The organism is Pseudomonas sp. MWU13-2517 (assembly GCF_023242545.1).
Classification (GTDB): domain Bacteria; phylum Pseudomonadota; class Gammaproteobacteria; order Pseudomonadales; family Pseudomonadaceae; genus Aquipseudomonas.
This window is the reverse complement of the sequence record NZ_JALMFA010000007.1, coordinates 287492-313774: the sequence shown is the minus strand read 5'-3', so window position 1 is coordinate 313774 and position 26283 is coordinate 287492. Positions and strand designations below refer to the sequence as shown.

Genomic DNA, 26283 nt, shown 5'->3' with positions numbered 1-26283 from the left:
AATACGCCGCTATCCAAATGTTGGAGCGTTTACCCCGGGTCAGGCGTTTCCGGCAAGCTTGAGGCGTGCGGCCTGGGTGAAATCCAGCATGCGCTTGAGCGGGCGCACGGCCTGCGGGATCACCGAGGGTTCGACAAAGATCTCGTTGCTTCCCTCACGCAGGCATTGCAGCGTGCGCTCCAGCGTGTTCATCGCCATCCACGGGCAGTGTGCGCAACTACGGCACGCGGCGCCGTTGCCGGCGGTAGGCGCCTCGACAAAGACCTTATCCGGACACAGCTGCTGCATCTTGTAGAAGATGCCGCGGTCGGTGGCGACGATAAAGGTCTTGTTCGGCAAACGCTGGGCAGCGGCAATCAGTTGGCTGGTGGAACCGACAGCGTCGGCCAGTTCGATCACCGACGTCGGCGACTCCGGGTGCACCAGGATCGCGGCATCTGGGTACAGCGCCTTCATGTCCTCCAGTTGCTTGGACTTGAACTCCTCGTGAACGATGCAGGCCCCGTCCCACAGCAGCATATCGGCACCGGTCTGGCGCTGAATGTAGGTGCCCAGGTGCTTGTCCGGCCCCCAGATAATGGTCTCGCCGTTGTCCATCAGGCTCTCGACGATCTCCAACGCGCAGCTTGATGTAACGACCCAATCCGCTCGGGCTTTGACCGCCGCCGAAGTGTTGGCATACACCACCACCGTGCGCTCGGGATGCTGATCGCAGAACGCTGAAAACTCATCCACCGGGCAACCCAGGTCCAGGGAGCACGTGGCTTCCAGGGTCGGCATGAGGATGCGTTTTTCAGGGGTGAGGATTTTCGCGGTCTCGCCCATGAAACGCACACCGGCGACCAGTACGGTCTTGGCCGGGTGAGCGGCACCGAAGCGGGCCATTTCCAGGGAGTCGGAAACGCAGCCACCGGTTTCTTCGGCCAGGGCCTGAATCACCGGGTCACAATAGAAGTGGGCGACCAGCACCGCGTCTTGAGCTTTAAGCTCGGCGGCGATGGCGGTTCGCAGGCTCGCCTCTTCGTCGGCGCTAAGGGCCTTGGGCTGCTTGGCGTCGAGGTGGGCTTGAACCAGTAGGCGTTCGGAAATTTGCGTCATGTTCGCAAGACCTGCAGGCGCAGTTGCGCGAAAGTCGAGTGTACCACCGGCTCTGGAGCCTTTCGGGCGCCGCCGGACGAAGTGATTGTATTCATCAAGCACGGTGAAGCTGCGCAAGGCTACAGAATATCGAATGGATTCAAAAGCCTAATCTGGCGTTCTTAAAGACGTGCCTGTCGAGCAATGACGGCGGGGTCGTCCTGCAGCAGAATCGAGTCTTGCAAACGGGCGAGGATTTCCTGGGATTTTTTGCTGGCCTGGGCCGCATGCTCAGCACCAAGCCGTCCTTATTAACCTTCAATCCAACCACAGCACACCGCGATGCTGGGCAGTTTGGCTAAGCCCCTGCGCGCCAACCATTGCAGGCGGCGCTTTTTCACAAGGCAAAAAAAAACCCGGAAATCCTCACTTTCGTGGGCCTTCCGGATTTTCTAAACCGCCAAATATGGTGGGTCGTGTGGGATTCGAACCTACGACCAATTGGTTAAAAGCCAACTGCTCTACCAACTGAGCTAACGACCCGCTGTGTGGTGGCGCGTATAATACTGATTTTTAAGGACTATTCAACACCTTATTTAAAATAAATCAGAAATAATGTGTTGGGGCCGTAATACCGGCCGGTTTGAAGCCCTCTGAACGTGGTCGGCAGGCGTCACATTCCCCAGGCCCGGCCGGCTCGTCAGGCCGTAACAGGATGGCCGCACACCGCTTGATACGCAGAACGTATCCCCTGTCAGCGCCCCGGCTCGTCGTTCCACAGGTATTTATGCAGCTGCAGTTGCAGGCGCACCGGCAGATTATCAGCCACTACCCAGTCAGCCAGGTCACGGGCATTCAGATCATGGTGGCTTGGGGAAAACAGCACCTCGCCTGCCCGGCGCTCCAACCCGTATTGAATCAGCTTGGACGTCGCCCAGTCATAGTCCTCACGGGAGCAGATCACGAACTTGACCTGATCGTTGGGCGTCAGCAGGTCCAAGTTCGCGTACAGGTTGCGGTGCGCTTCCTTGGAGCCTGGAGTCTTGAGATCGACCACACGGCTTACGCGCGAGTCGACGGCGGAAATATCCAGGGCTCCACTGGTTTCCAGCGAGACCTCGTAACCGGCATCGCACAACTGCTTGAGCAAAGGGATGGCATTGGGCTGGGCCAGGGGCTCGCCCCCCGTCACGCAGACGTAACGCGGCTTGTAACCCGCAACTTGGGCCAGGATGTCGTCGAGGGTGCGCACCGTACCGCCACTGAAGGCGTAGGCGCTGTCGCAGTATTGGCAACGCAAAGGGCAGCCGGTCAACCGTACAAAAACGGTGGGCAGGCCGGCAGTTCGCGTTTCACCCTGCAAAGAGTAAAAAACTTCGGTGATGCGTAATGTGTCTTGCATAGTCGCCACGGGCGTAACAGCTAAACAGGCTGTCCGCCTCCGTCAGGCACTTCAAGGGATCGCGTCAACGCGCCAACCCCAGGAAGCGGGTGTCATAAAAGGGCGTGGATTCTAACGAAAAAACCCGCGCCAGGCGCGGGTTTCTTCTAAACGGCTGCATTGCTTACAAGCGTTGCAGATCCCGCTGGGCCAGCTGTGCGGCGGAAGTGCCCGGATATTGGGCAACCACCTGCTGCAGAATGCCTTTGACCTTGTCGGCATGACCCAGGCGGCGTTCTACGTCAGCCAGTTTGTACAGTGAATCCGGTACCTTGGCGTGCTTGGGGTACAGCTGGCTGACCTTGGCAAACGCCTGGCCTGCTGCCTGTAAATCACCCTTGGCCAGGTTGACCTCGCCCAACCAATACTGAGCATTGCCCGCGTATTGGCTGTTCGGGTATTTACGCAGGAATGCGGTAAAGGCCTGGCTGGCCTTATCGAAATCCTTGGCTTTGATCAGGTCGAAGGCAGCATCGTAATACAGCTTTTCCTTCGCCGGATCACCCGGTTCACTGCTGGCAGCAGGGGCTTGGCTGGCGGCCGCGGCCCCTGCTGCTGCACCACCGGCGGCAGCGCTTGGCGCGCCACCGGCAGAAGAATTATCAGGAGTAGCGGCTGGTGTAACGCCGGCTCCAATACGTCGATCAAGATCCTGGTAACGCTCCAGGCCTTCTTGCTTCAGCTGGTTCACTTGATTTTGCAGTACTTCAATGGCGCCTTGTTGCTGCGCTATTTGATCCTGCATGCGTTGCAGCTGGTTGAACAGTTCGCCCTGTGCCGAGGGGGCGGACGTAGCCGCTCCCCCAGCATAGGCGCCGTTCGTGCCATAACCCGCTGGCGGATAACTGCTCCCGCTATTGTTATAGCCAGAGTTGCTATCTTCCACAGGAACCGCAGCCCACACCGCAAGCGGCGCAAGGCTGAGAGCCAATACAGTTAGAGCACGACGGCACGTTCGCATGACGAATTACTTACGCAGTTCGACGCGACGGTTTTGAGCCCAGGACTGCTCGTCGTGGCCAGTAGCAACTGGACGCTCTTTACCGTAGGAAACCAGTTCCAGTTGGCCTGGAGCAACACCTTGCAGTACCAGGTAGCGCTGAACGGCTTTCGCACGACGCTCGCCCAGTGCCATGTTGTACTCACGAGTACCACGTTCGTCAGTGTTACCTTCCAGAACAACGCGAGCGCCGTTAGCTTTCAGGTCCTTGGCGTGAACGTCCAGAGCGCGCATGGCTTCTGGCTTCAGGTCAGAACTGTCGTATTCGAAGTAGAAAGTGGTGATAGCGCGCAGAGCAGCTTCTTCGCTCAGGGAGCCGTCAACTGCACCAGTGTTAGCGCCGTAACCAGCGTTTGGATCAACAGCTGCGCCTTCACCGGCATTGTCGCCGCCTTTAGACGAGCAACCAACGGCTACGGACAGAGCCAGAGCCAGAGCAGCAAACTTACCAAACTTCAGCATTTCCATCGTGAAACTCCTAATGAACCCCAGTGTGTTAAGCAAATCTTTTTGTAGCGCCGCGTCAGTTCAGGTAAGGGGACCAGGATGGTTCTCTGACTTCGCCTTGTGCGGTAGGAAGCGGGAGCCTTACACGTCCATTAATGGACACGAGCATCAAGACTCCCCGGCCCTGCTGGCGGGTGGCGTAGATTACCATGGTGCCGTTGGGCGCAACAGTGGCTGACTCATCAAGGTTGGTATCTGTAAGGATTTTTACGGTTCCGCGCTGCAAATCCTGGGCCGCAACCCGGAAATTAGTGAAACCATCCTGACGGTGAATCATCACCAACGTCTTTTCATCAGCCGAAAGCTTAGGGTTGGCATTGTAGTTACCAATAAAAGTAACGCGCTCTGCCCCACCGCCATTCACGTTCGCCTTATAGACCTGCGGCTTGCCGCCACGGTCGGAGGTGAAGTAGATGGTCGAACCATCCTTGCCCCAGAACGGCTCGGTGTTGATGCCTGGGCCTGAAGTCACGCGACTGATCTGGCGCGAAGCCATGTTCATCACGTAGATATCCGGGTTGCCGTCCTTGGACAGCACGAACGCCAGGCGCGAACCATCCGGCGACCAGGCGGGTGCACCGTTGAGGCCTTCGAAGTTGGTGATCTGCTCACGACGGCCAGTATCAATGTGCTGGACGAAGATACGCGGACGCTTCTGCTCAAACGACACATAGGCAATACGCTTGCCGTCCGGCGCAAAACGTGGCGACAGAATCGGCTCACGGGATTGCAGCAGGGTCACGGCGCGGGCACCGTCGTAGTCCGAACGCTGCAAGGTGTAGCGCGTGTTGTCTACGGAGAAACGTTCAGCGGTTACATACAGCAGACGCGTCGAGAAAGCACCTTTGATACCGGTGAGCTTTTCAAACGACTGGTCGGAGATGTAGTGCGCCATGTCGCGCAGTTGTTCGGCAGTACCCGATACGCTGCCGGTCAGGACCTGCTGCTCGGTGGCCACGTTGAACAACGTGTACTGGATCTGCAGGCGACCGCCGGCGGGCACAATGCTGCCGACCATCAAGTACTGCGCACCCACTGCCTTCCAGTCACGGAAGATGACTTCGCTGGCCTGGGTCGGCTGGCTGATCATGTTGCCTTTCGGAATCGGCGCGTAGTAACCGGAGTTGCGCAGGTCGTCGCTGACGATCTGGGCCATGTCGTCCGGCAACACGCTGCCGCCCTGCCAGCCAAACGGTACAACGGCGATCGGAGTGGCCCGATCGCTACCGCTGGTGACCAGGATGTTCTTTTCATCCGCCGCCGCTATCCCTGCCATACAGCAAATAACGACAAGCATTCCTCGAAGAAGGTTTCTCACAAGGCTAGATCCTCAGGTGTGAATGTCATCTTGAATGAACGATAGGGAGCGAAGTCGCTTGGTTTCATTCCCTGCATCTCGGTCAACCGGCCAATATTCTTGACCGCGGCAACCGCTGAACTGTCGAACGAACCGTCACCACTGGACTTGGCCACGCTGACCGAAGTCACCGTACCGTCCGGCAACATGCCGATCTGCAGCACTACTGTCATACCTTTACGTGCCGAAGGTGGACGCGTCCAACCTTCTGCTGCCCGCGCCCGAATCAGGTCGTCGAAACTGCCCGCGACGTCGTCACCACGTTCATCGGCCAAGGCTTGCTGACGCTGAGGCGTGTCGGAGAGCAAATCTGCCAAGGCCTGGGCCTTTTTCTCTTCGGCGGATTTACGTGCTGCTTCCTGGGCCTTTTTCTTCTGGGCGTCGGCGGCAGCTTTCTTCTTCGCTTCGTCGGCGACTTTCTTCTTCGCCTCGTCTGCTTCAGCTTTTTTCTTGGCGTCTTCGGCGGCTTTCTTCTTCGCGTCTTCGACTATCTTTTTCTTGGCTTCTTCAGCGGCCTTTTTCTTGGCCTCTTCTTCGGCAGCCTTTTTGGCTTCTTCTTCAGATTTCTTCTTGGCTATATCAGCCAATTGTTTCTCTTCGGCCTTTTTCGCTTCGGCAGCTTTCTCGGCTTTCTTGGCTTCATCAGCCTTTTTCGCCTCGTCCGCTTTCTTGGCTTCGTCAGCCTTTTTCGATTCCTCGGCCTTTTGAGCCGCCTCTTCTTTCTTTTGTTCCGCAGCAGCCTTCACCGCTTCCTGCTCGACCTTCTTCTGTTCCATCTGCTCGACTTCAGTCTGGCGCGCAGCCGACTTCTGGGCTTCACCCGCAATCTTCTGATTGGTCTGGGTGGTGGCCTGACTTTTCGATTTCAGCTGATACAGGGTCGCCTGCACGATCGGCTTGGCTGGCGGCAAGTCCGGGGTCATGGCGAAGCTGACGAACAGCATGCCAAACACCAGGACGTGCAGGGCGATTGCCCAGACGCTAGGCCAGAAGTAGCTTTCCGAGGCGGACGGCTCTCGCTGTTGCTGCATCAGGGCGCCTCGGTAATCAAGCCAACGTTACCGACGCCGGCCTTCTGCAGCCCGCCCATGGCGCCCATGACGGAGCCGTAGTCGACCGCCTTGTCGCCGCGGATGAAGACCTGGGTGTGCTTGCCGCCTTCGTTGCCGGAGCGAATGATCTTGGTCACCGCATCGGTCATCGCCGGCAAGGTCAGCGCCTTGTCCTGCTGCTTCTGGGTATCGACTTCGCTGCCAAGGTTCCAGTAGTAGGTCTTGTCGGACTTGATCGAAATGGTCAGCACCTGGGTGTTGTTGTCCTGAGGCAAGGCTTCGCTGGAAACCTTGGGCAGGTCAACCTTCACACCCTGGTTGAGCATCGGCGCGGTCACCATGAAGATCACCAGCAGCACCAGCATCACGTCGATGTAAGGCACTACGTTCATCTCGGCGACCGGCTTGCGCTTGGTTCGAGCTCGAGTGATTAAAGCCATCGGGAGGTACCTGCTTATTCTTCGCTGGTGTGCACTTTACGGTGCAGGATCGCCTGAAACTCATCGGCGAAGGTGTAGTAACGGCCAATCAGGTTTTCACCGCGAGCGGCAAAACGGTTGTAGGCAATTACTGCGGGGATGGCAGCGAACAGGCCGATCGCGGTGGCGACCAGGGCTTCGGCGATACCCGGGGCCACGGTGGCCAGGGTCGCTTGCTGCGCCTGGGCCAGGCCACGGAAGGAGTTCATGATCCCCCACACGGTACCGAACAGACCGATGTACGGACTGACCGAACCTACGGTGGCGAGGAACGGCAGGCTTTGCTCAAGCTTCTCTTCTTCGCGGGAGATAGCGACGCGCATGGCACGGGCTACGCCTTCCATCACGGCTTCAGGGTCAACGCCGGGCTGCTGGCGCAGACGGGAGAACTCCTTGAAACCGGCGCGGAAGATCTGCTCCACACCCGAGTCCGGGTCCGGGTTGCTGCCGGCCTGGCGGTACAGCTTGGACAGGTCGATACCCGACCAGAAGCGCTCTTCAAAGCTCTCCAGGGCACGTCGACCAGCACGCAGCAAATTGCTGCGCTGAAAAATCATGACCCAAGAGGTAACCGATGCGGCTACCAGGATCAGCATCACCAGTTGAACCACGACACTGGCATTGCTGACCAGGCTCCACATGGAGGAATGGTCGACGACGGTAGGTTCCACGCTAAATCTCCTGCTTTGATTGGTTACCCGCGCCGCTTACGCCGGCAAAGGCCGAACGTAGAGCTTCGGGAATGGCCCGGGGTTTCAAACTATTGGTGCGCACACAGGCCACCAGGAACTGCCCCTCACAGAGCAGCGTTGCATCCGTTGCCCGCCTGACCTGCTGCTTGAAACGCAGGCTGACACGGTTCAATTCGATTACTTCAGCGCTTACCAACAACTCGTCGTCCAACCGCGCCGGCGCGTGGTAGCGCGCCTCGCTGGAATGCACGACAAATAACAGGTCCTCTCCTGCCAGCTCGGATTGGGCAAAGCCCAGCTCCCGTAGCCGCTCGGTTCGGGCCCGCTCCATGAACTTGAGGTAATTGACGTAATACACGATACCGCCGGCATCGGTGTCCTCGTAATAAACGCGACAGCGATGTACGAACGACTGATCCCCGTTTTGCGCGCGCATACTCTAGTGCTTACTCCTCAGGTTGCCAATCCGGCCCGTCACTGTTTTTTTCATTCTCGATCTTCATTCCGAAGATATTTCCAACCACTGAATGACGACACCAGCCACTAGGACAGCACAAACTTCGGATAAATCGACTGGCGTAACCTTTTAATCGTCCACTGCATCGAGGAATTCGTCTACCACGGGCATTTCACCCAATCGTGACGGAATGTTAAGCCCGAAGTGCAAATAGGCATGCCGCGTCACCACTCGCCCTCTTGGCGTACGCATGATGTAACCCTGTTGGATCAGGTACGGCTCGAGTACGTCCTCGATGGTGTGGCGCTCTTCACTGATCGCAGCCGCCAGGCTGTCCACACCGACCGGGCCACCGTCGAACTTCTCGATCATGGTCAGGAGCAGACGTCGATCCTGGTGATCGAAGCCATGCTCATCCACATCCAGCAGGTTCAACGCCAGATCCGCGACGGCCTTGGTGATATGCCCCTTGGCCCGCACCTCGGCAAAGTCGCGTACCCGACGCAGCAAGCGGTTGGCGATCCGTGGCGTGCCCCGGGCGCGGCGGGCGATTTCAAACGCACCCTCTGGATCCAGCGGCAAGCCGAGAATGTTCGCCGAACGACTGACAATGGTCGCCAAGTCGGCGGTGCTGTAGAACTCCAGACGTTGAACAATGCCGAAACGGTCTCGCAACGGGTTGGTCAACATGCCTGCACGTGTGGTCGCACCCACGAGGGTAAAGGGCGGCAGGTCGAGCTTGATCGAGCGCGCGGCAGGGCCTTCGCCGATCATGATATCCAGCTGAAAATCTTCCATGGCCGGGTACAGCACTTCCTCGACAATCGGCGACAGCCGATGGATCTCGTCGATAAACAGCACGTCGTGGGGCTCAAGATTGGTCAGCAGGGCGGCCAGATCACCCGGACGCTCCAGCACCGGCCCGGAGGTCGACTTGATCGACACGCCCATTTCCTGGGCAATGATATTGGCCAACGTGGTTTTACCCAGCCCCGGCGGACCGAAGATCAGCGTGTGATCCAGGGACTCACTGCGCCCACGTGCAGCCTGGATGAACAGCTCCATTTGCTCGCGCACGGTCGGCTGGCCGATGTATTCGGCCAGGCTCAGGGGGCGAATGGCCCGGTCCTGGACTTCTTCACGGTCGCGCGGGCCGGTGGCCGCGATCAGACGATCAGCTTCAATCACTTAAATCATTCCCTTCAGGGCTCGACGGATCATGTCTTCGGCGCTCAGGTTCTTGTCCTTGATGGCCGACACCGCCTTGCTTGCTTCCTGCGGCTTGTAGCCCAGGGAAATCAGCGCGTTGACGGCATCGCTTTCTGCACTGGCGACCTGGGCCGCCGGCATATCCGGCTGGTTAGGCACCAGCGCGAACATGCTGGGTACGACCTCCCAGGCTTTGAAACGATCCTTGAGCTCCACCAGCAGGCGCTCTGCGGTTTTCTTGCCGACACCCGGCACCTTGGTCAAGGCTGAGGTGTCCTGGGCCGAAACCGCGCGCACCAACTCATCCACTTCCAGGCTGGACATCAACGCCAACGCAAGTTTGGGGCCTACGCCATTCAGACGGATCAGCTCGCGGAAGAAGTCGCGGTCGCGCTTGCCGATGAAACCATAGAGCAATTGCGCGTCTTCGCGCACCACCAGGTGCGTGTGCAGCGTAATCGGCTCGCCGACCGACGGCAGGCGATAGAGGGTGGTCATGGGCACTTCCAGCTCATACCCCAGCCCATTGACATCCAGAATCAGGTGCGGCGGCTGTTTCTCAGCCAGGGTGCCGCGCAAGCGTCCAATCACGGTTCAGATCCTTAAAGCTTGGGGTCAGATCGAAGCCTGACCGGAAATAACGATTGCGCTGATGCTATCAGAGACGCAGCCGCCCGCCACGACTGCGTGCCGTACCGAGGCCATGGGGCAGCAGGCTGGAACGGGTGTGCGCATGGCAAATGGCAATGGCCAGGGCGTCGGAGGCGTCGATTTGCGGTTTGGAGGTGAGCTTGAGCATGTGCATGACCATCATTTGTACTTGCTCCTTATTGGCCGCACCGGTGCCGACCACGGCCTGCTTGACCTGGGTCGCGGTGTATTCGGCGATCTCCATGCCCTCCTCCGCACCGGCGACAATCGCGGCGCCGCGGGCCTGGCCGAGCTTCAGCGCTGAGTCGGCATTTTTTGCCATGAACACTTTCTCGATGCCCATGGTGACCGGGCCATAGGTCTGAATGACCTCGCGCACACCGCGATAAACGATCTGCAGGCGCTCGGCCAGTTCGCCCGCACCGGTGCGGATGCAGCCCGAGGCCACATACACGCAGCCACGCGGGGTCTGTTGGACCACGCCAAAACCGGTGATGCGCGAGCCGGGGTCGATACCTAGGATTAAAGTCATAACGCCTGCGGGTTGAATAAAACAAATTTTGATACATCGAATTTCCAATGTGAGAGGGGGCTTGCTCCCGACAGCGGTGGTTCAGTCGATTTATCAATGACCGATATACCGTCATCGGGAGCAAGCCCCCTCCCACATTGTGATTCACATCGCCCTTCAGCCTAGCTGTTCGGCCACTGACTCCGGGATGTCAGCGTTGGAATACACGTTCTGCACATCATCCAGGTCTTCAAGCATATCCAGCATCTTCAACACTTTCTGCGCGCCGTCCAGGTCCAGTTCGGCGCTGGTGGTCGGCAGCATCACGATTTCTGCGTCGGTGCCTTTGAAACCGGCGGCTTCCAGGGCGTTGCGCACCGCGTAGAAACTGGCGAACGAGGTAAACACGTCGATGGAGCCATCTTCGTTGGTCACCACATCGTCGGCATCCGCCTCCATCGCAGCCTCCATCAGTGCGTCTTCATCTGTTCCTGGCGCGAAGGTGATCTGCCCCTTGCGCTCAAACAGATAGGCCACCGAGCCGTCGGTGCCGAGGTTGCCGCCGCACTTGCTGAATGCGTGGCGCACGGCAGCCGCGGTGCGGTTGCGGTTGTCGGTCATGCACTCGACCATCACCGCCACACCGCCCGGGCCGTAGCCTTCGTAGCTCAGTTCGACCATGTCATCGGTGTCGGCGGCACCGGCACCACGGGCTACGGCGCGATCAATGATGTCACGGCTCATATTGGCGCCAAGGGCCTTGTCCAGCGCCAGGCGCAGGCGCGGGTTGGAGCCCGGGTCACCACCGCCCTGGCGGGCCGCTACGGTCAGTTCACGAATCCACTTGGTGAAGATCTTGCCCTTCTTGGCATCCTGACGCTCTTTGCGGTGCTTGATGTTCGCCCACTTGGAATGGCCAGCCATAACACAACTCCGAAATTCTGTAGAAACCTTATCAACCCCGCCCCAGGGCGGACTTTTCTTTTTAAAGTGCAGCCCTTGTAACGCAAAGGCGCATCCGAAGATGCGCCTTTTTTGACTGCGTAAACCTCAGTGCGTTTTCACGCAGCGGCCTTACTCAGCCTTCGGCGTCTCGCGCAGGCGGATGTGCAGCTCGCGCAGCGCCTTGGCATCCACCACACCCGGTGCCTGGGTCATGACGTCCGCAGCACTCTGGGTTTTCGGGAAGGCAATCACTTCACGGATCGACTGGGCGCCGGTCATCAGCATCACCAGACGGTCCAGACCGAACGCCAGACCACCGTGGGGCGGTGCGCCATACTTCAGTGCGTCGAGCAGGAAGCCGAACTTCTCTTCCTGTTCCGCTTCGTTGATGCCCAACAGACGGAACACCGCTTGCTGCATCTCTTTGCGGTGGATACGGATCGAACCGCCACCCAACTCGGTACCGTTGAGCACCATGTCGTAGGCACGCGACAGAGCGCCCGCCGGGTTGGCTTCCAGCTCGGCCGGCGAACACTTCGGCGCGGTGAACGGGTGGTGCAAGGCGCTGAAGCTGCCGTCGTCGTTCTCTTCGAACATCGGGAAGTCAACGACCCACATCGGAGCCCATTCACAGGTCAGCAGGTTCAGGTCATGGCCGAGCTTGATGCGCAGTGCGCCCAAGGCTTCGCTGACGATCTTGGCCTTGTCGGCGCCGAAGAACACGATGTCGCCATCGACTGCACCGACGCGATCGAGGATCGCGTTCAGATTGTCCAGCGGAATGTTTTTCACGATCGGCGATTGCAGGCCGTCAACACCGTTGGCGCGCTCGTTGACCTTGATGTACGCCAGGCCCTTGGCACCGTAGATGCCGACGAACTTGGTGTAATCGTCGATCTGCTTGCGCGGCATGCTCGCGCCGCCAGGCACGCGCAGGGCGGCGATACGGCATTTCGGATCGTTGGCCGGGCCACTGAACACCTTGAAATCAACTTCCTTGAGCTGATCGGCAACGTCCACCAGTTCCAGCGGGTTACGCAGGTCCGGCTTATCGGAACCGTAGCGGCGCATGGCTTCTTCGAAGGTCATGTGCGGGAAATCGCCGAATTCAAGGCCCAGCACTTCCTTGAACAGGTTGCGGATCATTTGCTCGGTCAGGCCCATGATCTCTTTTTCATCGAGGAAACTGGTCTCGATGTCGATCTGGGTGAACTCAGGCTGGCGGTCGGCGCGCAGGTCTTCGTCGCGGAAGCACTTGGCGATCTGGTAGTAACGGTCGAAGCCGGCCACCATCAGCAACTGCTTGAACAACTGCGGCGATTGCGGCAGGGCGAAGAACGAACCCGCGTGGGTACGGCTAGGCACCAGGTAGTCACGCGCGCCTTCCGGAGTGGCGCGGGTCAGAATCGGCGTTTCGACGTCGAGGAAGCCGTTCTCGTCGAGGAAGCGGCGGATGCTGGTGGTCATGCGCGAACGCAGGCGCAGCTTCTCGGCCATTTCCGGACGACGCAGGTCCAGGAAGCGGTAGCGCAGGCGGGTTTCTTCGCCCACGTCGGAGTATTCGTTGAGTGGGAACGGCGGGGTTTCCGACTCGTTCAACACTTCCAGCTCATAGCCCAGCACTTCAATACCGCCGGACGCCATGTTCTTGTTCACGGCACCGGCCGGACGCAGGCGTACCTTGCCGGTGATCTTCACGACGTATTCGCTGCGCACACGGTCGGCGGCGGCGAAGCTCTCGGCGCGGTCCGGGTCGAACACCACCTGGGCCAGACCATCACGATCACGGATATCGAGGAAAATCACCCCGCCGTGGTCGCGACGACGGTGAACCCATCCGCAAAGGGTGATTTCCTGACCTTCCAGGGTCTCGTTCAGTTGGCCGCAATAGTGGCTGCGCATCATGGTAGTGGTTTCACTTCTCGTAATTCGAAATTCGGTGGAGGCCCGCCTCGTCACCGTACATTAAAGCAGGGGACGGATAATGCAGGAGCCTGCGCGTAGAGTTCAACTCAGTCTGCTTTGTCGCCGCCCGCCAGGTTCTTCTTCGAACCGGTCTTGAAGTCGGTTTCGTACCAGCCGCTGCCACTCAGGCGAAAGCCCGGCATGGACAACATCTTCTTCAGCTCAGGCGCCTGGCAGGCAGGGCAGTCGACCAGTGCTGCTTCACTGATCTTTTGAATGGCTTCCAACTGATGACCACAGGAGGCACATTGATAGTCGTACATGGGCATGGAGATGTCTCGGCGATCAGATCATTACTGCGCCACGCCTGCTCATTACTCGACAGAGAGCGGGGAGAAAGCCCGGCATGCGCAGCAAAGCGCGGGATTATATCTGGTAAATCGAGACAGCGCAGCCGGCTTTCTGCCCGAAGCTCGGCCCGCCATTACAGTGGGCCGGCTCCACTACTGCCGGGCTAATCGGCCGTGAGGGCAACGCGGCCTTTTAACAGGTGAACCACGCACACCACCCTGACCAGCCCACTGAAGTTTTTCACCCCGCCATGCCGCAAGTGCACTTCCCGATCGACATAGGACAACAATGCACTGACCGAGCACGCATTGATCCCGGCTATTTCCGTGAGGATATTCCAATAGATCTGTTCAAGTCGCAGGCAGGTGGAAAACCCATTGAGCCTGACCGAACGGGACAACGGCTTGGCCAGCCCCATGTCGAACCCCTTAGTGAAGGGGTCGACCTTTATCTTGTGAAAACCGCAGGTCTCCATCACTCCCTTACCCATTCCACGTGACATACACCTGACACTCCATTGCCAAACAGCAGCCCATGGGCTCTTCCCATTGGACAGTGGGCCTATAAAACAGCAGGACGCGAGGAGCAGCCAGAAGACAGGGAGTCGATAGTCGTAGGACAACGCCAGGAAGTGCACGGAAACAAGCGGGCAGCGCCAGGAAGGCGCTACCCGGGCTCACCCCTTACTTGTTTTCAAGCAGGGAGCGCAGCATCCACGCGGTTTTCTCGTGGACCTGCATGCGCTGGGTCAGCAGGTCCGCCGTCGGCTCATCGCTGACTTTGTCGAGCAATGGGAAAATGCCACGCGCAGTGCGCGTCACCGCTTCCTGGCCGGCGACCAGTTGCTTGATCATCTCTTCGGCGCTTGGCACTCCTTCTTCCTCCTTGATGGAAGAAAGACGGGCATAGATCGAATAAGCACCCGGCGCCGGAAACCCAAGGGCACGGATACGCTCGGCAATGGAGTCCACCGCCAGCGCCAGTTCGTTGTACTGCTCTTCAAACATCAAATGCAGCGTACGGAACATGGGGCCTGTGACGTTCCAATGGAAGTTGTGGGTTTTCAGATACAGCACATAGGTATCGGACAGCAGCCGCGAAAGTCCGTCGACGATGGACTTACGGTCTTCTTCACTGATACCAATATCGATTGCCATGTTTTTCCCCTTCAATTGACGAGCATTCATTGATCAGGTGCAGGACCACTCTAGCAAGAGTGCCAGCGGTGTGCAGCCGCCCTGCCCAAAGTGAAGTGCGGCAAATCGCCCCTCTGCGGTTTGCCGACCAGCGGTTGGCAAGCCTTCAGGGAGTAGGACAGTCCTCAAAATGCCGCTCAAAAATCCCGCACCTGTCTAGGACAAGCGTTTGGCGCAGAAATGCCCAATCCGCTGTAACACCCCGAAATGCTTGATTTGAGTAGGCACAGCCTTTGCTGTTAAATAGGTGGCGTGTGGTGGCCGTTTATTTCTGCGGCCCACCCCATAGGCTGATACCCGCGTACGTGCTCAACGCCTCCCATTGTTCAGAAGCGAACCGTGCCAGTCAGCTCTTCCTTCGTGATCCGTCTTAACGTGAGTTAATCAAAATGTTGAAAATCGTCCACCTGCTAACGGGCGTTGCAGCTTTGCTGCTGTCGTTTATCCCGAGCCTGCAGCCTGAAAGCCTGCCTTATCTGGAACAACACGACGCCCTGTACCTGGCCTTGTTCGGCCTTCTCAACCTGACGCTGGCACCGGTAATCCCTTACTGGAACAAAGGCACGCGTCATCAACTGCAAAATCTGGTCAGCGCGCTGCTGGTACTGACCGTTGTCGTTCAAACCCTCACCCTCCTGGCACCAATGCCTGAAGTGGGCGGCCACCCGGCCATCCTGCTCAGCCTGGTGATTGCTGTGGTCGCTATCGTTCTTCACCTGGCCATCAGCTTCTACCGTTCGTCCCCTGCAGCCGCGTCGCAAAACTACGACATGACCAACCGGGATACCGGTACCGTCAAGTGGTTCAACACGTCCAAAGGCTTCGGCTTTATTTCCCGCGATTCGGGCGACGATATTTTCGTCCACTTCCGGGCTATCCGTGGCGAAGGCCATCGCGTTCTGGTCGAAGGCCAGCGTGTGGAGTTCTCTGTCATGAACCGTGACAAAGGCCTGCAAGCCGAAGATGTAATCGCTGCTCTGCCGCGTCGCTGATCCCAGCCTCCGCAGCAAAAAAAAACCGCGGTCCAGCCTGGCTGGATCGCGTTTTTTTTATTCGCGGCTATCTATTAATAGTGCGGCGGTGGTGCTTCTTCTTCGGATGTCTCGAACTGGCCACCCATTTCTTCCTGGCGCTTGAGCAGCGCAGTCATCTGCAGTTGCAGGCGCTCAACGGCCCGTTGCTGGGTGACCAGAATGTCATTGAGGGTCTCGATGGTGTCGTCGTGGAACGCCAGGCGGCTTTCCAGATCGGTGACGCGGTCTTGCAGGTCCATGGTTCAATCCTGGGCAAAAGTGAAGTCGGCAGGCAGTAGCTCGCGCAATTGACTACGGATAGCCACCACCTGCTCTTCGGTATAAGGCACCGCCGGATGCTTGCCCCAGACCGGTGCAGGCCAGGCGGCGTCATCGCGCTTACGCACAATCACATGCACATGCAGCTGGCTGACCACGTTGCCCAGTGCGCCAATGTTCATCTTATCGGCCACCAGCCCGTCATTGAGCAATTGCGCCAACGCTGTCGTTTCCTGCCACAGTGTTTGCTGATCGGCCACATCCAGTTGAAACACTTCGCTGATACCGTTGATACGCGGCACAAGAATGAACCATGGGTAATTGGCGTCATTGGACAGCAGCAGGCGGCAAAGCGGGAAATCTCCCATGACCTTCGTGTCTTGTTGCAGGCGTTGATCTAAGGCGAACACGTGGGTACTCCGTTCAGCAGGTCGATTTCAGGCCTCCAGCATACCTTCGATTGCACCCGGCTTCACGGCGAATGCGCACGGCCTTGAGTCAACCCGACAAAATTCCATGCCCTGTTTCGATGCAGGTGAATAGTTGAGCTACGCTAATGTTGGCCTCAAACAGATGCACCAAAATGACCCACTTGTGCTTCAAAGGGATCCGCCGATTACCCACCGGAGAGTGTGAACCGGTAACGTTTTGCCCTGGCGCAGGATTTATGCACCACCGGAGGGGTAAATGGCCCATGCGTCAAGCCCAAACCAAACGGCGTAAAAAGCCCGTGCTTATGCGGTTTTTACAGTGTCGGAATGTTTTTCACGAAAAAATCACATTCGGTTACGCCTTTGTGCACGCTTGTTGCATTCACACCCCTATCGTCGGCAACGACACCCACTTGGAAGCCGGTGTTTCGCGATAAAAAACAGCAGCGTTTCAATGCATATCAGGGATGAGTTCAAACTTGGAAAGGTGGTTTGAAAGCGTATTGAAGTTGTCAGCCCGGTTACAGTTGGGCTGTGAATTTGCGACATGGAGCTAGCGATTTACGACAGCCTCGTAAAGAAGCTGAAAGGATAGATGGGTAAGTATCGTCATTAGAGTCTGCGTGATATAACTTTGCGCCGACACAAAAAAGAAAGAGCCGCCCAGATAAAAATACAGGTGGGACGGCAGTACTCTTCCTAAAACCAAAGGAGCAAATCACGATGCGCGTGATGAAGTGGAGCATGATCGCCCTGGCTGTTTCAGCAGGCACCTCGCAGTTCGCAATGGCGTCCGCCCAGGACGATTCCAAGGGCTTTATCGAGGACAGTACAGCCAGCATTCTGACTCGTACCCTGTACTTCAGCCGTGACTTCCGTAACAACGCGCCAGGCACTCAAAGCCGTCGCGAAGAAACCGGTCTTGGCTTCCACGGTCTGTTCAGCTCGGGCTACACCCAAGGCACCATCGGGGTCGGTTTCGATGCGATCGGCTTGCTGGGCCTCAAACTCGACAGCGGCAAGGGTCGCGCCGGCACCGGCCTGTTCCCTAACGGCTCCGATGGCCGTGCGCAGGATGACTATTCCAAAGGTGGCGCTGCCGTCAAGTTCCGTATTTCCAATACGGTCCTGAAAGTGGGCGACCAATACACCACCGCGCCGGTATTCGCCTCCGACGACAGCCGCCTGCTCCCAGAGCTGCCGCAAGGCATCTCGATCACCAGTAACGAGATCAAGGATCTGAAACTGGAAGCCGGTCACTTCACATCGATCGTTGCCCAGGATCACACCTCTAAGGACAGTATCTCCAGTTCGGAGCCGGGCACAGGCACGGGGCTGAGAGACGCCAACTTCATCGGCGGCGTTTACGCCTGGACTCCTGAGTTCACCACCAGCCTCTACTACTCGAAAGTGGAAGACTACTGGAAGAAGCTCTACGCCAACGTGAACTGGACCCACGCGCTCGACAAAGATCAGTCGGTGGCCGTTGACTTCAACATCTACAGCACCAAAAGCGACGGCGCCGGCCTGCAACGCGCTGAAAAAGACAACACCACCAAGCTGGATAACCGTGCCTATAGCTTGCAAGGCGCGTACACCTACCAGGCTCACACATTCACCTTGGCCTACCAGAAGGTCAGCGGTGACGGTGACTACGGCTACGGCGTAGACGGTGGCGGCACGATTTTCCTGGCCAACTCCGTCGCCCGTTCCGACTTCAACGCTGAAGACGAGAAATCCTGGCAGGCTCGCTATGACCTGAACATGGCTACTTTCGGCGTCCCAGGCCTGAGCTTCATGACTCGTTACGTCAGCGGTAGCGGCGCCAACACCGGCACCACTTCGAACGGTAAAGAGTGGGAACGCGACATCGAAGCCAAATACGTGATCCAGAGCGGCCCGGCCAAAGACCTGAGCCTGCGCGTCCGTCAAGCGACCTATCGTTCGTCTGACGGCGTGTACTACGGTTCGGCGTCCATCGACGAACTGCGTCTGATCGCGCAATACCCGCTGAACATCTTGTAATTAGCTGTTTGATTACAACGATGACCTAAGGCATCCGCCTTAACTAAAAAGCCGCTCCCCTGTTCACAGGAGAGCGGCTTTTTTATTGCAGTTTTATTTCAATCGAAAAATAACTAGCAAGCTAACTAACGAGATTAAAGCTGTGCGCCGAACCTGACCAATCAGCCAAGTTCGACAGCCTCACTCTTAGTTACTTCGCAGCACTTTCCTGCATCACGCGAATTACCCGCTGCGGAAACGGAATATCAATACCCGCTGCTTTTAAACGATCACGCGCCAGTTCATTGAGCATGAAAGTCACATCCCAATAATCCGCCGTCTTGGTCCAGCAACGCAGAGAAACGGTGATCGAACTGTCGCCCAGGGTCGAAACCACTGCGACCGCGGCCGGGTCTGCCAACACGCGTGGGTCTTTCGCCAGTTCCAGCAACACTTCACGGGCTTTCTGCAGGTCGGCTTCGTAATCGACACCTACGTCGAACACCACCTTGCGGGTCGGCTGACGATTGGTGTTGGTGATGAGGCCGTTGGACAAGCTGCCGTTCGGGATGATCACGGTCTTGTTGTCGCCGGTGCGCAACACGGTGTGGAAGATCTGGATGCTGTCGACAGTACCCGAAGTGCCCTGGGCTTCGATCCAGTCACCAATGCGAAACGGGCGGAACAGCAGAATCAGTACGCCGCCGGCAAAGTTCGCCAGGCTGCCTTGCAATGCCAAGCCAATGGCCAAGGTCGCGGCACCGATCGCAGCCACGAACGAGGTGGTCGCCACACCGATCATCGAGGCCACGTTGACCACCAGCATGACTTTGAGCGCGATGTTCGCCAGGCTGGTAATGAAGTGTTGCAGCGCCAGGTCAGCATTGCGCAGTGCCAGCAAGCGCCCCACGCGGTGAGTCAACACGTTGATCAGCCACCAACCGATGGCCAGCGTGATCACTGCCAGCAAAAACCGGCTGCCGTATTCCATGATCATCGGGATCCAAGACTCCGAGGTCTTGATCAGGTGATCCATTTCAGCATTCAAATCCATCTACATTCTCCTGTTTACCGGGTGCTCGGCGTATTTAAGTGGCCATAAATACAATTGAGCCCCGTAGGGCTCAATCGTCGACGCAGGTGCTGGGGCGTGGGACGTCAAAAACGCCCACAGGTTCCGCAAAGTGCCATCAGTCGCGGAAGTTATTGAATTGCAGCGGCATGTCGAACGTCTTGGCGCGCAAGGCCGCGATGGCCTCCTGCAGGTCGTCACGCTTCTTGCCGGTGACGCGGACCTGTTCGCCCTGGATGGCGGCCTGGACCTTCAGCTTGGCATCCTTGATGTGGGCGACGATTTTCTTGGCCAGCTCTTTATCGATGCCTTCCTTGAGGACCGCTTCCTGCTTCATCAGCTTGCCCGAAGCGTAAGCGTCCTTGATTTCAAGACATTGCGCGTCGATCTTGCGCTTGACCAAGGACAACTTGAGGATCTCGATCATCGCTTCCAGCTGGAAATCGGCTTCAGCGGTCAGGTTGACGGTCAGCTCTTTTTCCTTGAATTCGAAGCTGCCCTTGCCTTTCAAGTCATAGCGACGGTCCAGCTCCTTGACGGCGTTCTCGACGGCGTTGGTCACTTCGTGTTTGTCCAGTTCGGATACCACGTCGAACGAAGGCATGTCATTTCTCCAATATAAGGGGCGGGCTCAGTAGAGATGGAGCGCGCCCAAGCTAAAATGCCGAGGCATTATAGCGGTTCTTTTGTCCCGTTCGCTGCGGGCGACCCTTCGGAGCACAAACTGATGTCGACCACCTGGCATATTCTCGGCGCGGGCAGCCTGGGCACACTCTGGGCCACTCGCCTGGCGCGCGCCGGCGTGCCCGTGCGGTTGATTCTGCGCGATGAAGCGCGCCTGGCCAGTTATCAGGCAGCCAAGGGACTGACCCTGGTGGAACAGGGCGTAGAACACACCTACCCGGTGATTGGGGAAACGCCCGACTGCCCGGAACCGATTCATCGTCTGCTGGTAGCGTGCAAAGCCTACGACGCGCAAAGCGCCGTTGCACAGTTGCACGCTCGCCTGGTACCGGATGCCGAACTGATCCTGCTGCAAAACGGGCTCGGCAGCCAGGACGCCGTAGCCGCCCAACTGCCTCAGGCCCGCTGCATCTTTGCCTCCAGCACCGAGGGCGCTTTCCGCGACGGTGACTGGCGTGTGGTATTTGCCGGCCACGGCTACACCTGGCTGGGAGACGTCGGTCATCCCACGCCGCCACTGTGGCTGGATGATCTGCATGCCGCCGGTATCCCCCACGCATGGAGCACCGAGATTCTTACGCGCCTGTGGCGCAAGCTGGCCCTCAACTGCGCGATCAACCCATTGACCGTGCTGTACCAATGCCGCAACGGCGGCCTGCAGGACCACCAATGTGAAGTTGCGACCTTATGCGCCGAGCTGACCGAGTTGCTCGAATGGTGCGGTCAACCGGCCGCTGCCGAGCAGTTGCACAGCGAAGTGGAACGGGTGATCCAAGCCACCGCCGCCAACTATTCCTCCATGTATCAGGACGTAAACAACGGTCGCCGTACCGAAATCAGCTACCTGTTGGGCTACGCCTGCGAAGCGGCTGCCCGCCACCAATTGACCCTGCCGCACTTGCTACAAGTGCAGGCGCGCCTGGTCGAGCACTTGCGTGCACATGGATTGGCCAGCGACTGAGGCACGCGCTACCCTGCCTACCTGTCTATCACCTGGAAAAAACCTGATGCCACTGCGCCAGCGTCTTGAAAACCTACCGGTAGGGCAGAAACTGCTGGCCGCCCTCTTGGTATTGTTGACCACAGTATTGTTGGTGGCCAACCTGACGTTCATCAGCGCCGCCTACTGGATCTCCCAGGAAAGCATGGCGCCCCAGGCTCTGCAGGCCATCGGGCGGTTGGTCTCCAACCCGTCACTTGCCGCTGAAGCCCTCGAATCGCCCGCCAAGGCCGAAGCCCTGCTCAATGAGCTGACCAGCTATTCACCGCTGCGCGCCGCCGCGCTGTATGACGGCGAAGGCATCCGCCTGGCCCAGATGCAGCACAACAATCGCCTGCACCTGCCGGATAATTACCGGCATATCGAGGCCTGGCGCGTCACCGAGTTTCGTAGCAACCAGGTCATCACCCTGCCCCGCGCCGGCCAGCCGTCCGGGCATCTGCTGCTGGTGGCCAGCAGTGAACTGCCGATGGCGTTTTATACCGGCACGCTGACGGCAAGCCTGGGCATCCTGATTTTCAGCGTGCTGCTGTGGCTGGTGATTGCCCGACAGATCAAACGCCTGATCACTCGCCCGATCCACGAACTGGAAGAACTGTCGCGCCAGGTGACTCGCGAAGAGAACTATTCCTTGCGCGCCGAGCGCGGCAACCATGATGAGATCGGCAGCCTGGCCGAAGCCTTCAACACCATGCTGTCACGCATCGAAGCCCGCGAGCAGCAGCTCAAACGCGCCCGCGACGACTCCCAAGCCGCTTACGACCAAGCCCAGGGCCTGGCCGAAGAAACCCGCCACACCAACCGCAAACTCGAACTGGAAGTGCAAGTTCGCAGCAAGATCGAGAAAAAACTCACTGGTTTCCAAAACTACCTGAACAGCATCATCGACTCGATGCCATCGGCGTTGATCGCCCTGGACGAACAGCTCTACGTCACCCAGTGGAACCAGGAGGCAAGCGCACTTTCCGGTACGCGCCTGGATGAGGCATTGAATCAACCGATCTTCCTGGCCTTCCAACCGCTCAAACCCTACCTGACGCAACTCAAGGCCGCAGTCGAGCAGCACACCGTGGAACGCATCGAGCGCGTTACCTGGGTCAAGGATGACGAGCCAAAACACTACGCCCTGACGTTTTACCCGTTGATGGGCGGTGCGGGGCGCGGCGTGGTGATCCGGATCGACGACATCACCCAGCGCCTGTCGCTGGAGGAAATGATGGTGCAGTCGGAAAAAATGCTCTCGGTCGGCGGGCTCGCAGCGGGCATGGCTCACGAGATCAATAACCCGCTGGGGGCCATCCTGCACAACGTACAGAACATCCGCCGCCGCCTGTCTCCCGACCTGCCCAAGAACCTGGAACACGCCGAACAGGCGGGTATCGAGCTGGATACCGTCAACCGCTACCTGCAAAGCCGCGAAGTGCCGCAGTTGCTCGACGGCATCCAACAAGCCGGTGCGCGGGCAGCGAAAATTGTCACCCATATGCTCAGCTTCAGCCGCCGCAGCAATCGCCAGATGGCACCCTGCGATTTACCGGCGCTGATCGATCAGGCGGTGGAAATCGCCGGTAACGACTTCGACCTGACCATCGGCTTCGACTTCAAGGGCCAGGCGATCATCCGCCAATTTGATCCACTATTAGGCCCGGTGCCGGGCACCGCCAACGAGCTGGAACAGGTGCTGCTCAATTTGCTGAAAAACGCGGCCCAGGCCATTCACCTGCGTGAAGACGACAGCGAGCCGGGGCGCATTATCTTGCGCACCCGCCTCAACCCGCCGTGGGCCGAAATCCAAGTGGAAGACAATGGCATCGGCATGAGCGAAAACGTGCGCAAACGCACTTTCGAGCCATTCTTCACCACCAAGGAAATTGGCCAAGGCACCGGGCTCGGGCTGTCGGTCTCGTATTTCATTATCACCAACAATCACAAGGGCCAGATGGAGGTGCACTCCACGCTCGGCCAAGGTACCTGCTTCACCCTGCGCCTGCCCCTGGCGGGCAGCCAAATGCCACCCTACGAACTCACGCAACTGGAGCAATGACCATGGGCTTTCGCCTGTCGAAGATCTATACCCGTACCGGCGACAAAGGCGAAACCGGCCTCGGCGACGGCCGGCGCGTGCCCAAGGACCATCCGCGGGTGGAGGCCATAGGTGAAGTCGATACCTTGAACAGTCAATTGGGTCTGCTGTTGGCTGAACTGGAGGAGCAGAGCGGCAAGCACCCTGAACTCAACGATGTGATTGAGGTGCTGACGCCTTGCCAACATCGCTTGTTCGACCTGGGCGGTGAACTGGCGATGCCGGTGTACAAAGCCTTGAATGCAGCGGAAGTCGATCGGCTGGAAGCGGCGATTGATCGCTGGAATGAAGAAGTCGGGCCGCTGGAGAACTTCATCCTGCCCGGTGGGTCGACGCTGATCGCCCAAGCCCATATCTGCCGCAGCCTGGCGCGTAATGCGGAACGGCGGTGTCAGCAGTTGAATGCGCTTGAGCCGCTGGAAGGCGTAGGGCTGGCGTATATCAATCGGTTGTCGGATCTGTTGTTTGTAGCGGCGCGTGTGATTGCCCGGCGCCAGGGTGTGGCTGAGGTGTTGTGGCAGGCGGCTGCAAAGCCGCACTGAGATTACGGGGTGCCGAAGCCGACCTTGTCATAAGGAAGCCCTCCCCCACGCTTGATGGTATTCACACATCAAAATATGGGAAAGGGCTTACTCATGACGGGGCCTGTCAGACCTCGGGCCAGAACGCCCGAATGCCTGCAACCCCCTGCGCCCCAGCTTCCCAGGCCTGCTCCCGCTCGGCTGGGCCAAGCCCGCCCAACAGAAACACCGGTTTGCTGAACCCGCTGATCAACTGCGCCGCCTGCTCCCAGCCCAAAGGCTGGGCATCGGGATGGGTCAGGGTCGGTTGCACCGGCGACAGCGTGACGAAATCCACGTCCATCATGTGGGCGAGGGCCAGTTCCTCGGCGTTGTGACACGACGCCGCCAACCAGCGGTCCTTCGGCAGTGGTCGGCCCTTGCTCGCGTATTTACGCAGTTGTGCCGAGGTCATGTGCCAACCGGCCGCAGGAAAGTCCCCCAGCCATTCGAACGGCCCCTTGAGCATCAACTGGGCCTTGCCGGCACACAGGCCAACCGCGTCCACCGCCAGGTCACGATACTTTGGGTCGTAACCGTTGGGCGCGCGCAGTTGAACCAGTTTGATACCACCCGCAATGGCTTTCTGGATGCCACGCAACAGCGTGGGGGTTTCCAGCTCACCCGGGGTGATCAGGTACTCGGCAGGCAAGCGCGCAGCGGCAACGATCGGTGCATTGGCCGCCGGGAACTCATAGTTGATGAGGTCACGCGGCGCTACCCATTCCAGCGGTTGCCCTTCGGCGCCATGCGGCTCACCCGTGAACGCCGAGACTTCCCAGACATCCAGCAACACCTGTTTGTCCGGATAGTCATGCTGCACCTTTATCAGCGGCCGTGCCGTGGTGACACGGATGCCCAGCTCTTCGTGCAGCTCACGCGACAAGGCGGTTGCGACCGACTCATCGGCCTCCACCTTGCCCCCCGGAAACTCCCAGAGGCCGCCCTGATGCTGGGTATCGGCGCGGCGTGCCAGCAGAATCCTGCCGTCGGCGCCGCGGATCACCGCTGCTGCTACATGCACTCGTTTCACCGCGCTTATCCTCTTGGCTATCAGGTACGGTATTCTGCGTTAATCTTCACGTACTCGTGGGACAGGTCGGTGGTCCAGATGGTTTCGCTGCACTCGCCGCGACCCAGTTCGATACGGATGGTGATTTCTTCCTGCTGCATCACCGCCGAGCCCTGCGCCTCGGTGTAGGTCTCGGCACGGGCACCGCGGCTGGCGATGCACACATCGCCCAGGAATACATCGATCTTGCTCACGTCCAGATCCGGCACACCGGCACGACCAACGGCAGCCAGGATGCGTCCCCAGTTCGGGTCAGAGGCGAACAGTGCGGTCTTGATCAACGGCGAGTGAGCCACGGTGTAGCCCACATCCAGGCATTCCTGGTGGTTGCCGCCGCCATTGACTTCAACGGTAACGAACTTGGTGGCGCCCTCACCGTCGCGCACGATGGCCTGGGCCACGTCCATGCACACTTCAAACACGGCCTTTTTCAGCGCGTCAAACAGTGGGCCTTCGGTGGTGGTGATTTCCGGCAGGTTGGCCTTGCCGGTTGCGATCAACATGCAGCAATCGTTCGTGGAGGTGTCACCATCGATGGTGATCCGGTTGAACGACTTGTTGGCGCCGTCCAGCATCAGCTTGTGCAGCACATCACGGGAGACTTTGGCATCGGTAGCAATGTAGCCGAGCATGGTGGCCATGTTCGGACGGATCATGCCTGCGCCCTTGCTGATGCCGGTCACAGTAACGGTCACGCCGTCGTGCACAAATTGACGGCTCGCGCCCTTGGGCAGAGTGTCGGTGGTCATGATGCCGGTGGCGGCGGCCGCCCAGTTATCCACAGACAGATCGTCCAGTGCGGCTTGCAACGCGCCTTCGATTTTCTCCACGGGCAGCGGCTCACCGATCACGCCGGTGGAATACGGCAGCACTTGGCTGGCGTCCACGCCCGCCAATTGGGCCAGCTTGGCGCAAGTGCGCGCAGCGGCAACCAGGCCAGGCTCGCCGGTACCGGCGTTGGCATTGCCGGTGTTGGTCAGCAGGTAACGAATCGAGCCGGCAACGCGTTGCTTGGCCAGGATCACCGGTGCCGCGCAGAACGCGTTGAGGGTGAACACACCCGCCACGGTCGAGCCTTCGGCACAGCGCATCACCACCACATCCTTGCGCCCCGGGCGCTTGATGCCGGCCGAAGCGATACCGAGTTCAAAACCGGCAACCGGGTGCAATGTGGGCAAAGGACCAAGACCAACAGCCATGAATGCGCTCCTCAAAAATAGGTGATATCTGTGCCGTCGTGAGCGACGGTGAAATT

General features: G+C 58.7%; 28 protein-coding genes and 1 tRNA gene. 5 read left to right on the top strand and 24 right to left on the bottom strand.

Features of this window, described 5'->3' with window-relative positions:
- Window positions 1-39 precede the first annotated feature (39 nt).
- From nadA to M5B97_RS12845, 18 genes are all read right to left on the bottom strand, one after another.
- A complete protein-coding gene (nadA, locus tag M5B97_RS12930) occupies window positions 40-1098 on the bottom strand; it encodes a quinolinate synthase NadA (RefSeq protein ID WP_060754176.1) in 1059 nt (352 codons plus the stop codon).
- Window positions 1099-1544: 446 nt separating this feature from the next.
- Window positions 1545-1620 (bottom strand) — tRNA-Lys (locus tag M5B97_RS12925).
- A gap of 211 nt (window positions 1621-1831) precedes the next feature.
- On the bottom strand, window positions 1832-2479 hold the full coding sequence (queE, locus tag M5B97_RS12920; protein WP_123715705.1) for a 7-carboxy-7-deazaguanine synthase QueE: 648 nt from the start codon (window positions 2477-2479) through the stop codon (window positions 1832-1834).
- Between the two features lie 163 nt (window positions 2480-2642).
- Window positions 2643-3479 (bottom strand): tol-pal system protein YbgF, encoded by an 837-nt coding sequence (gene ybgF, locus M5B97_RS12915; RefSeq protein ID WP_123715706.1) that lies wholly within the window; start codon window positions 3477-3479, stop codon window positions 2643-2645.
- 6 nt (window positions 3480-3485) lie between these two features.
- Window positions 3486-3986 (bottom strand): peptidoglycan-associated lipoprotein Pal, encoded by a 501-nt coding sequence (gene pal / locus M5B97_RS12910; RefSeq protein ID WP_003209827.1) that lies wholly within the window; start codon window positions 3984-3986, stop codon window positions 3486-3488.
- A gap of 55 nt (window positions 3987-4041) precedes the next feature.
- On the bottom strand, window positions 4042-5322 hold the full coding sequence (gene tolB / locus M5B97_RS12905; RefSeq protein ID WP_177421600.1) for a Tol-Pal system beta propeller repeat protein TolB: 1281 nt from the start codon (window positions 5320-5322) through the stop codon (window positions 4042-4044).
- A 17-nt stretch (window positions 5323-5339) separates the two neighbouring features.
- On the bottom strand, window positions 5340-6413 hold the full coding sequence (gene tolA / locus M5B97_RS12900; protein ID WP_090368866.1) for a cell envelope integrity protein TolA: 1074 nt from the start codon (window positions 6411-6413) through the stop codon (window positions 5340-5342).
- Window positions 6413-6865, bottom strand: coding sequence for a protein TolR (tolR, locus tag M5B97_RS12895; RefSeq protein ID WP_161634127.1), 453 nt, complete (start codon window positions 6863-6865; stop codon window positions 6413-6415). The genes tolA and tolR overlap by 1 nt, the downstream gene beginning before the upstream one ends.
- Before the next feature lie 23 nt (window positions 6866-6888).
- Window positions 6889-7584, bottom strand: a complete 696-nt coding sequence (tolQ, locus tag M5B97_RS12890; RefSeq protein ID WP_003175799.1) for a protein TolQ — start codon at window positions 7582-7584, stop codon at window positions 6889-6891.
- Window position 7585: 1 nt separating this feature from the next.
- Window positions 7586-8041, bottom strand: a complete 456-nt coding sequence (ybgC, locus tag M5B97_RS12885; RefSeq protein ID WP_123715708.1) for a tol-pal system-associated acyl-CoA thioesterase — start codon at window positions 8039-8041, stop codon at window positions 7586-7588.
- Window positions 8042-8191: 150 nt separating this feature from the next.
- Window positions 8192-9250 (bottom strand): Holliday junction branch migration DNA helicase RuvB, encoded by a 1059-nt coding sequence (ruvB, locus tag M5B97_RS12880; protein WP_058423267.1) that lies wholly within the window; start codon window positions 9248-9250, stop codon window positions 8192-8194.
- Complete coding sequence (gene ruvA, locus M5B97_RS12875) at window positions 9251-9862, bottom strand: Holliday junction branch migration protein RuvA (RefSeq protein ID WP_003193868.1); 612 nt, start codon at window positions 9860-9862, stop codon at window positions 9251-9253.
- A gap of 67 nt (window positions 9863-9929) precedes the next feature.
- Window positions 9930-10454 (bottom strand): crossover junction endodeoxyribonuclease RuvC, encoded by a 525-nt coding sequence (gene ruvC / locus M5B97_RS12870; RefSeq protein ID WP_016975450.1) that lies wholly within the window; start codon window positions 10452-10454, stop codon window positions 9930-9932.
- A gap of 156 nt (window positions 10455-10610) precedes the next feature.
- Window positions 10611-11357: a YebC/PmpR family DNA-binding transcriptional regulator gene (locus M5B97_RS12865; RefSeq protein ID WP_071489392.1), complete on the bottom strand. Its 747-nt coding sequence runs from the start codon at window positions 11355-11357 to the stop codon at window positions 10611-10613.
- 150 nt (window positions 11358-11507) lie between these two features.
- Window positions 11508-13283: an aspartate--tRNA ligase gene (gene aspS, locus M5B97_RS12860; protein ID WP_071489391.1), complete on the bottom strand. Its 1776-nt coding sequence runs from the start codon at window positions 13281-13283 to the stop codon at window positions 11508-11510.
- 107 nt (window positions 13284-13390) lie between these two features.
- Window positions 13391-13612, bottom strand: a complete 222-nt coding sequence (locus M5B97_RS12855) for a zinc ribbon domain-containing protein (RefSeq protein ID WP_123715710.1) — start codon at window positions 13610-13612, stop codon at window positions 13391-13393.
- Window positions 13613-13797: 185 nt separating this feature from the next.
- The gene (locus M5B97_RS12850; RefSeq protein WP_248731640.1) at window positions 13798-14136 is read right to left on the bottom strand and encodes a ribbon-helix-helix domain-containing protein; all 339 of its coding nucleotides are present in this window, start codon (window positions 14134-14136) and stop codon (window positions 13798-13800) included.
- Between the two features lie 181 nt (window positions 14137-14317).
- Window positions 14318-14791 (bottom strand): Dps family protein, encoded by a 474-nt coding sequence (locus M5B97_RS12845; protein WP_105695396.1) that lies wholly within the window; start codon window positions 14789-14791, stop codon window positions 14318-14320.
- A 428-nt stretch (window positions 14792-15219) separates the two neighbouring features.
- Between M5B97_RS12845 and M5B97_RS27645 the strand changes: the two genes are divergently transcribed.
- The gene (locus M5B97_RS27645) at window positions 15220-15822 is read left to right on the top strand and encodes a cold-shock protein (RefSeq protein ID WP_003193875.1); all 603 of its coding nucleotides are present in this window, start codon (window positions 15220-15222) and stop codon (window positions 15820-15822) included.
- Between the two features lie 74 nt (window positions 15823-15896).
- Here the strand turns inward: M5B97_RS27645 and M5B97_RS12835 are convergent, their stop codons facing one another.
- Both M5B97_RS12835 and M5B97_RS12830 read right to left on the bottom strand, forming a co-directional pair.
- Window positions 15897-16103: a SlyX family protein gene (locus M5B97_RS12835; protein WP_248731639.1), complete on the bottom strand. Its 207-nt coding sequence runs from the start codon at window positions 16101-16103 to the stop codon at window positions 15897-15899.
- 3 nt (window positions 16104-16106) lie between these two features.
- Complete coding sequence (locus tag M5B97_RS12830) at window positions 16107-16532, bottom strand: HIT domain-containing protein (protein WP_134660116.1); 426 nt, start codon at window positions 16530-16532, stop codon at window positions 16107-16109.
- A 744-nt stretch (window positions 16533-17276) separates the two neighbouring features.
- Here M5B97_RS12830 and M5B97_RS12825 point away from each other — a divergent pair.
- Window positions 17277-18578 (top strand): OprD family porin, encoded by a 1302-nt coding sequence (locus tag M5B97_RS12825; RefSeq protein ID WP_134660117.1) that lies wholly within the window; start codon window positions 17277-17279, stop codon window positions 18576-18578.
- A gap of 190 nt (window positions 18579-18768) precedes the next feature.
- Here M5B97_RS12825 and M5B97_RS12820 read toward each other — a convergent pair whose 3' ends face one another.
- The gene (locus M5B97_RS12820) at window positions 18769-19611 is read right to left on the bottom strand and encodes a mechanosensitive ion channel family protein (RefSeq protein WP_248731638.1); all 843 of its coding nucleotides are present in this window, start codon (window positions 19609-19611) and stop codon (window positions 18769-18771) included.
- A gap of 136 nt (window positions 19612-19747) precedes the next feature.
- A complete protein-coding gene (locus M5B97_RS12815) occupies window positions 19748-20233 on the bottom strand; it encodes a YajQ family cyclic di-GMP-binding protein (protein WP_003175814.1) in 486 nt (161 codons plus the stop codon).
- 123 nt (window positions 20234-20356) lie between these two features.
- Between M5B97_RS12815 and M5B97_RS12810 the strand changes: the two genes are divergently transcribed.
- From M5B97_RS12810 to M5B97_RS12800, 3 genes are read left to right on the top strand one after another with little or no spacing between them, the layout of a single operon-like run.
- Window positions 20357-21274 carry a putative 2-dehydropantoate 2-reductase gene (locus M5B97_RS12810; protein ID WP_248731637.1) on the top strand — a complete coding sequence of 306 codons (918 nt, stop codon included), beginning with the start codon at window positions 20357-20359 and terminating at the stop codon, window positions 21272-21274.
- Window positions 21275-21320: 46 nt separating this feature from the next.
- Complete coding sequence (locus M5B97_RS12805; RefSeq protein WP_134660119.1) at window positions 21321-23357, top strand: ATP-binding protein; 2037 nt, start codon at window positions 21321-21323, stop codon at window positions 23355-23357.
- A 2-nt stretch (window positions 23358-23359) separates the two neighbouring features.
- Window positions 23360-23938: a cob(I)yrinic acid a,c-diamide adenosyltransferase gene (locus tag M5B97_RS12800; protein WP_123715716.1), complete on the top strand. Its 579-nt coding sequence runs from the start codon at window positions 23360-23362 to the stop codon at window positions 23936-23938.
- 106 nt (window positions 23939-24044) lie between these two features.
- Here M5B97_RS12800 and M5B97_RS12795 read toward each other — a convergent pair whose 3' ends face one another.
- Window positions 24045-24989, bottom strand: a complete 945-nt coding sequence (locus tag M5B97_RS12795) for a Nudix family hydrolase (protein WP_248731636.1) — start codon at window positions 24987-24989, stop codon at window positions 24045-24047.
- A 20-nt stretch (window positions 24990-25009) separates the two neighbouring features.
- Window positions 25010-26227 carry a bifunctional glutamate N-acetyltransferase/amino-acid acetyltransferase ArgJ gene (argJ, locus tag M5B97_RS12790; protein ID WP_248731635.1) on the bottom strand — a complete coding sequence of 406 codons (1218 nt, stop codon included), beginning with the start codon at window positions 26225-26227 and terminating at the stop codon, window positions 25010-25012.
- Window positions 26228-26283: the final 56 nt, after the last annotated feature.

Bases quoted from the DNA above. Each gene is read 5' to 3' on its own strand.
- nadA (WP_060754176.1), bottom strand. From the start codon at position 1,098: ATGACGCAAATTTCCGAACGCCTACTGGTTCAAGCCCACCTCGACGCC.
- queE (WP_123715705.1), bottom strand. From the start codon at position 2,479: ATGCAAGACACATTACGCATCACCGAAGTTTTTTACTCTTTGCAGGGT.
- ybgF (WP_123715706.1), bottom strand. From the start codon at position 3,479: ATGCGAACGTGCCGTCGTGCTCTAACTGTATTGGCTCTCAGCCTTGCG.
- pal (WP_003209827.1), bottom strand. From the start codon at position 3,986: ATGGAAATGCTGAAGTTTGGTAAGTTTGCTGCTCTGGCTCTGGCTCTG.
- tolB (WP_177421600.1), bottom strand. From the start codon at position 5,322: ATGCTTGTCGTTATTTGCTGTATGGCAGGGATAGCGGCGGCGGATGAA.
- tolA (WP_090368866.1), bottom strand. From the start codon at position 6,413: ATGCAGCAACAGCGAGAGCCGTCCGCCTCGGAAAGCTACTTCTGGCCT.
- ybgC (WP_123715708.1), bottom strand. From the start codon at position 8,041: ATGCGCGCGCAAAACGGGGATCAGTCGTTCGTACATCGCTGTCGCGTT.
- ruvC (WP_016975450.1), bottom strand. From the start codon at position 10,454: ATGACTTTAATCCTAGGTATCGACCCCGGCTCGCGCATCACCGGTTTT.
- M5B97_RS12865 (WP_071489392.1), bottom strand. From the start codon at position 11,357: ATGGCTGGCCATTCCAAGTGGGCGAACATCAAGCACCGCAAAGAGCGT.
- aspS (WP_071489391.1), bottom strand. From the start codon at position 13,283: ATGATGCGCAGCCACTATTGCGGCCAACTGAACGAGACCCTGGAAGGT.
- M5B97_RS12855 (WP_123715710.1), bottom strand. From the start codon at position 13,612: ATGCCCATGTACGACTATCAATGTGCCTCCTGTGGTCATCAGTTGGAA.
- M5B97_RS12850 (WP_248731640.1), bottom strand. From the start codon at position 14,136: ATGTCACGTGGAATGGGTAAGGGAGTGATGGAGACCTGCGGTTTTCAC.
- M5B97_RS12845 (WP_105695396.1), bottom strand. From the start codon at position 14,791: ATGGCAATCGATATTGGTATCAGTGAAGAAGACCGTAAGTCCATCGTC.
- M5B97_RS27645 (WP_003193875.1), top strand. From the start codon at position 15,220: ATGTTGAAAATCGTCCACCTGCTAACGGGCGTTGCAGCTTTGCTGCTG.
- M5B97_RS12835 (WP_248731639.1), bottom strand. From the start codon at position 16,103: ATGGACCTGCAAGACCGCGTCACCGATCTGGAAAGCCGCCTGGCGTTC.
- M5B97_RS12825 (WP_134660117.1), top strand. From the start codon at position 17,277: ATGCGCGTGATGAAGTGGAGCATGATCGCCCTGGCTGTTTCAGCAGGC.
- M5B97_RS12820 (WP_248731638.1), bottom strand. From the start codon at position 19,611: ATGGATTTGAATGCTGAAATGGATCACCTGATCAAGACCTCGGAGTCT.
- M5B97_RS12815 (WP_003175814.1), bottom strand. From the start codon at position 20,233: ATGCCTTCGTTCGACGTGGTATCCGAACTGGACAAACACGAAGTGACC.
- M5B97_RS12810 (WP_248731637.1), top strand. From the start codon at position 20,357: ATGTCGACCACCTGGCATATTCTCGGCGCGGGCAGCCTGGGCACACTC.
- M5B97_RS12805 (WP_134660119.1), top strand. From the start codon at position 21,321: ATGCCACTGCGCCAGCGTCTTGAAAACCTACCGGTAGGGCAGAAACTG.
- M5B97_RS12800 (WP_123715716.1), top strand. From the start codon at position 23,360: ATGGGCTTTCGCCTGTCGAAGATCTATACCCGTACCGGCGACAAAGGC.
- argJ (WP_248731635.1), bottom strand. From the start codon at position 26,227: ATGGCTGTTGGTCTTGGTCCTTTGCCCACATTGCACCCGGTTGCCGGT.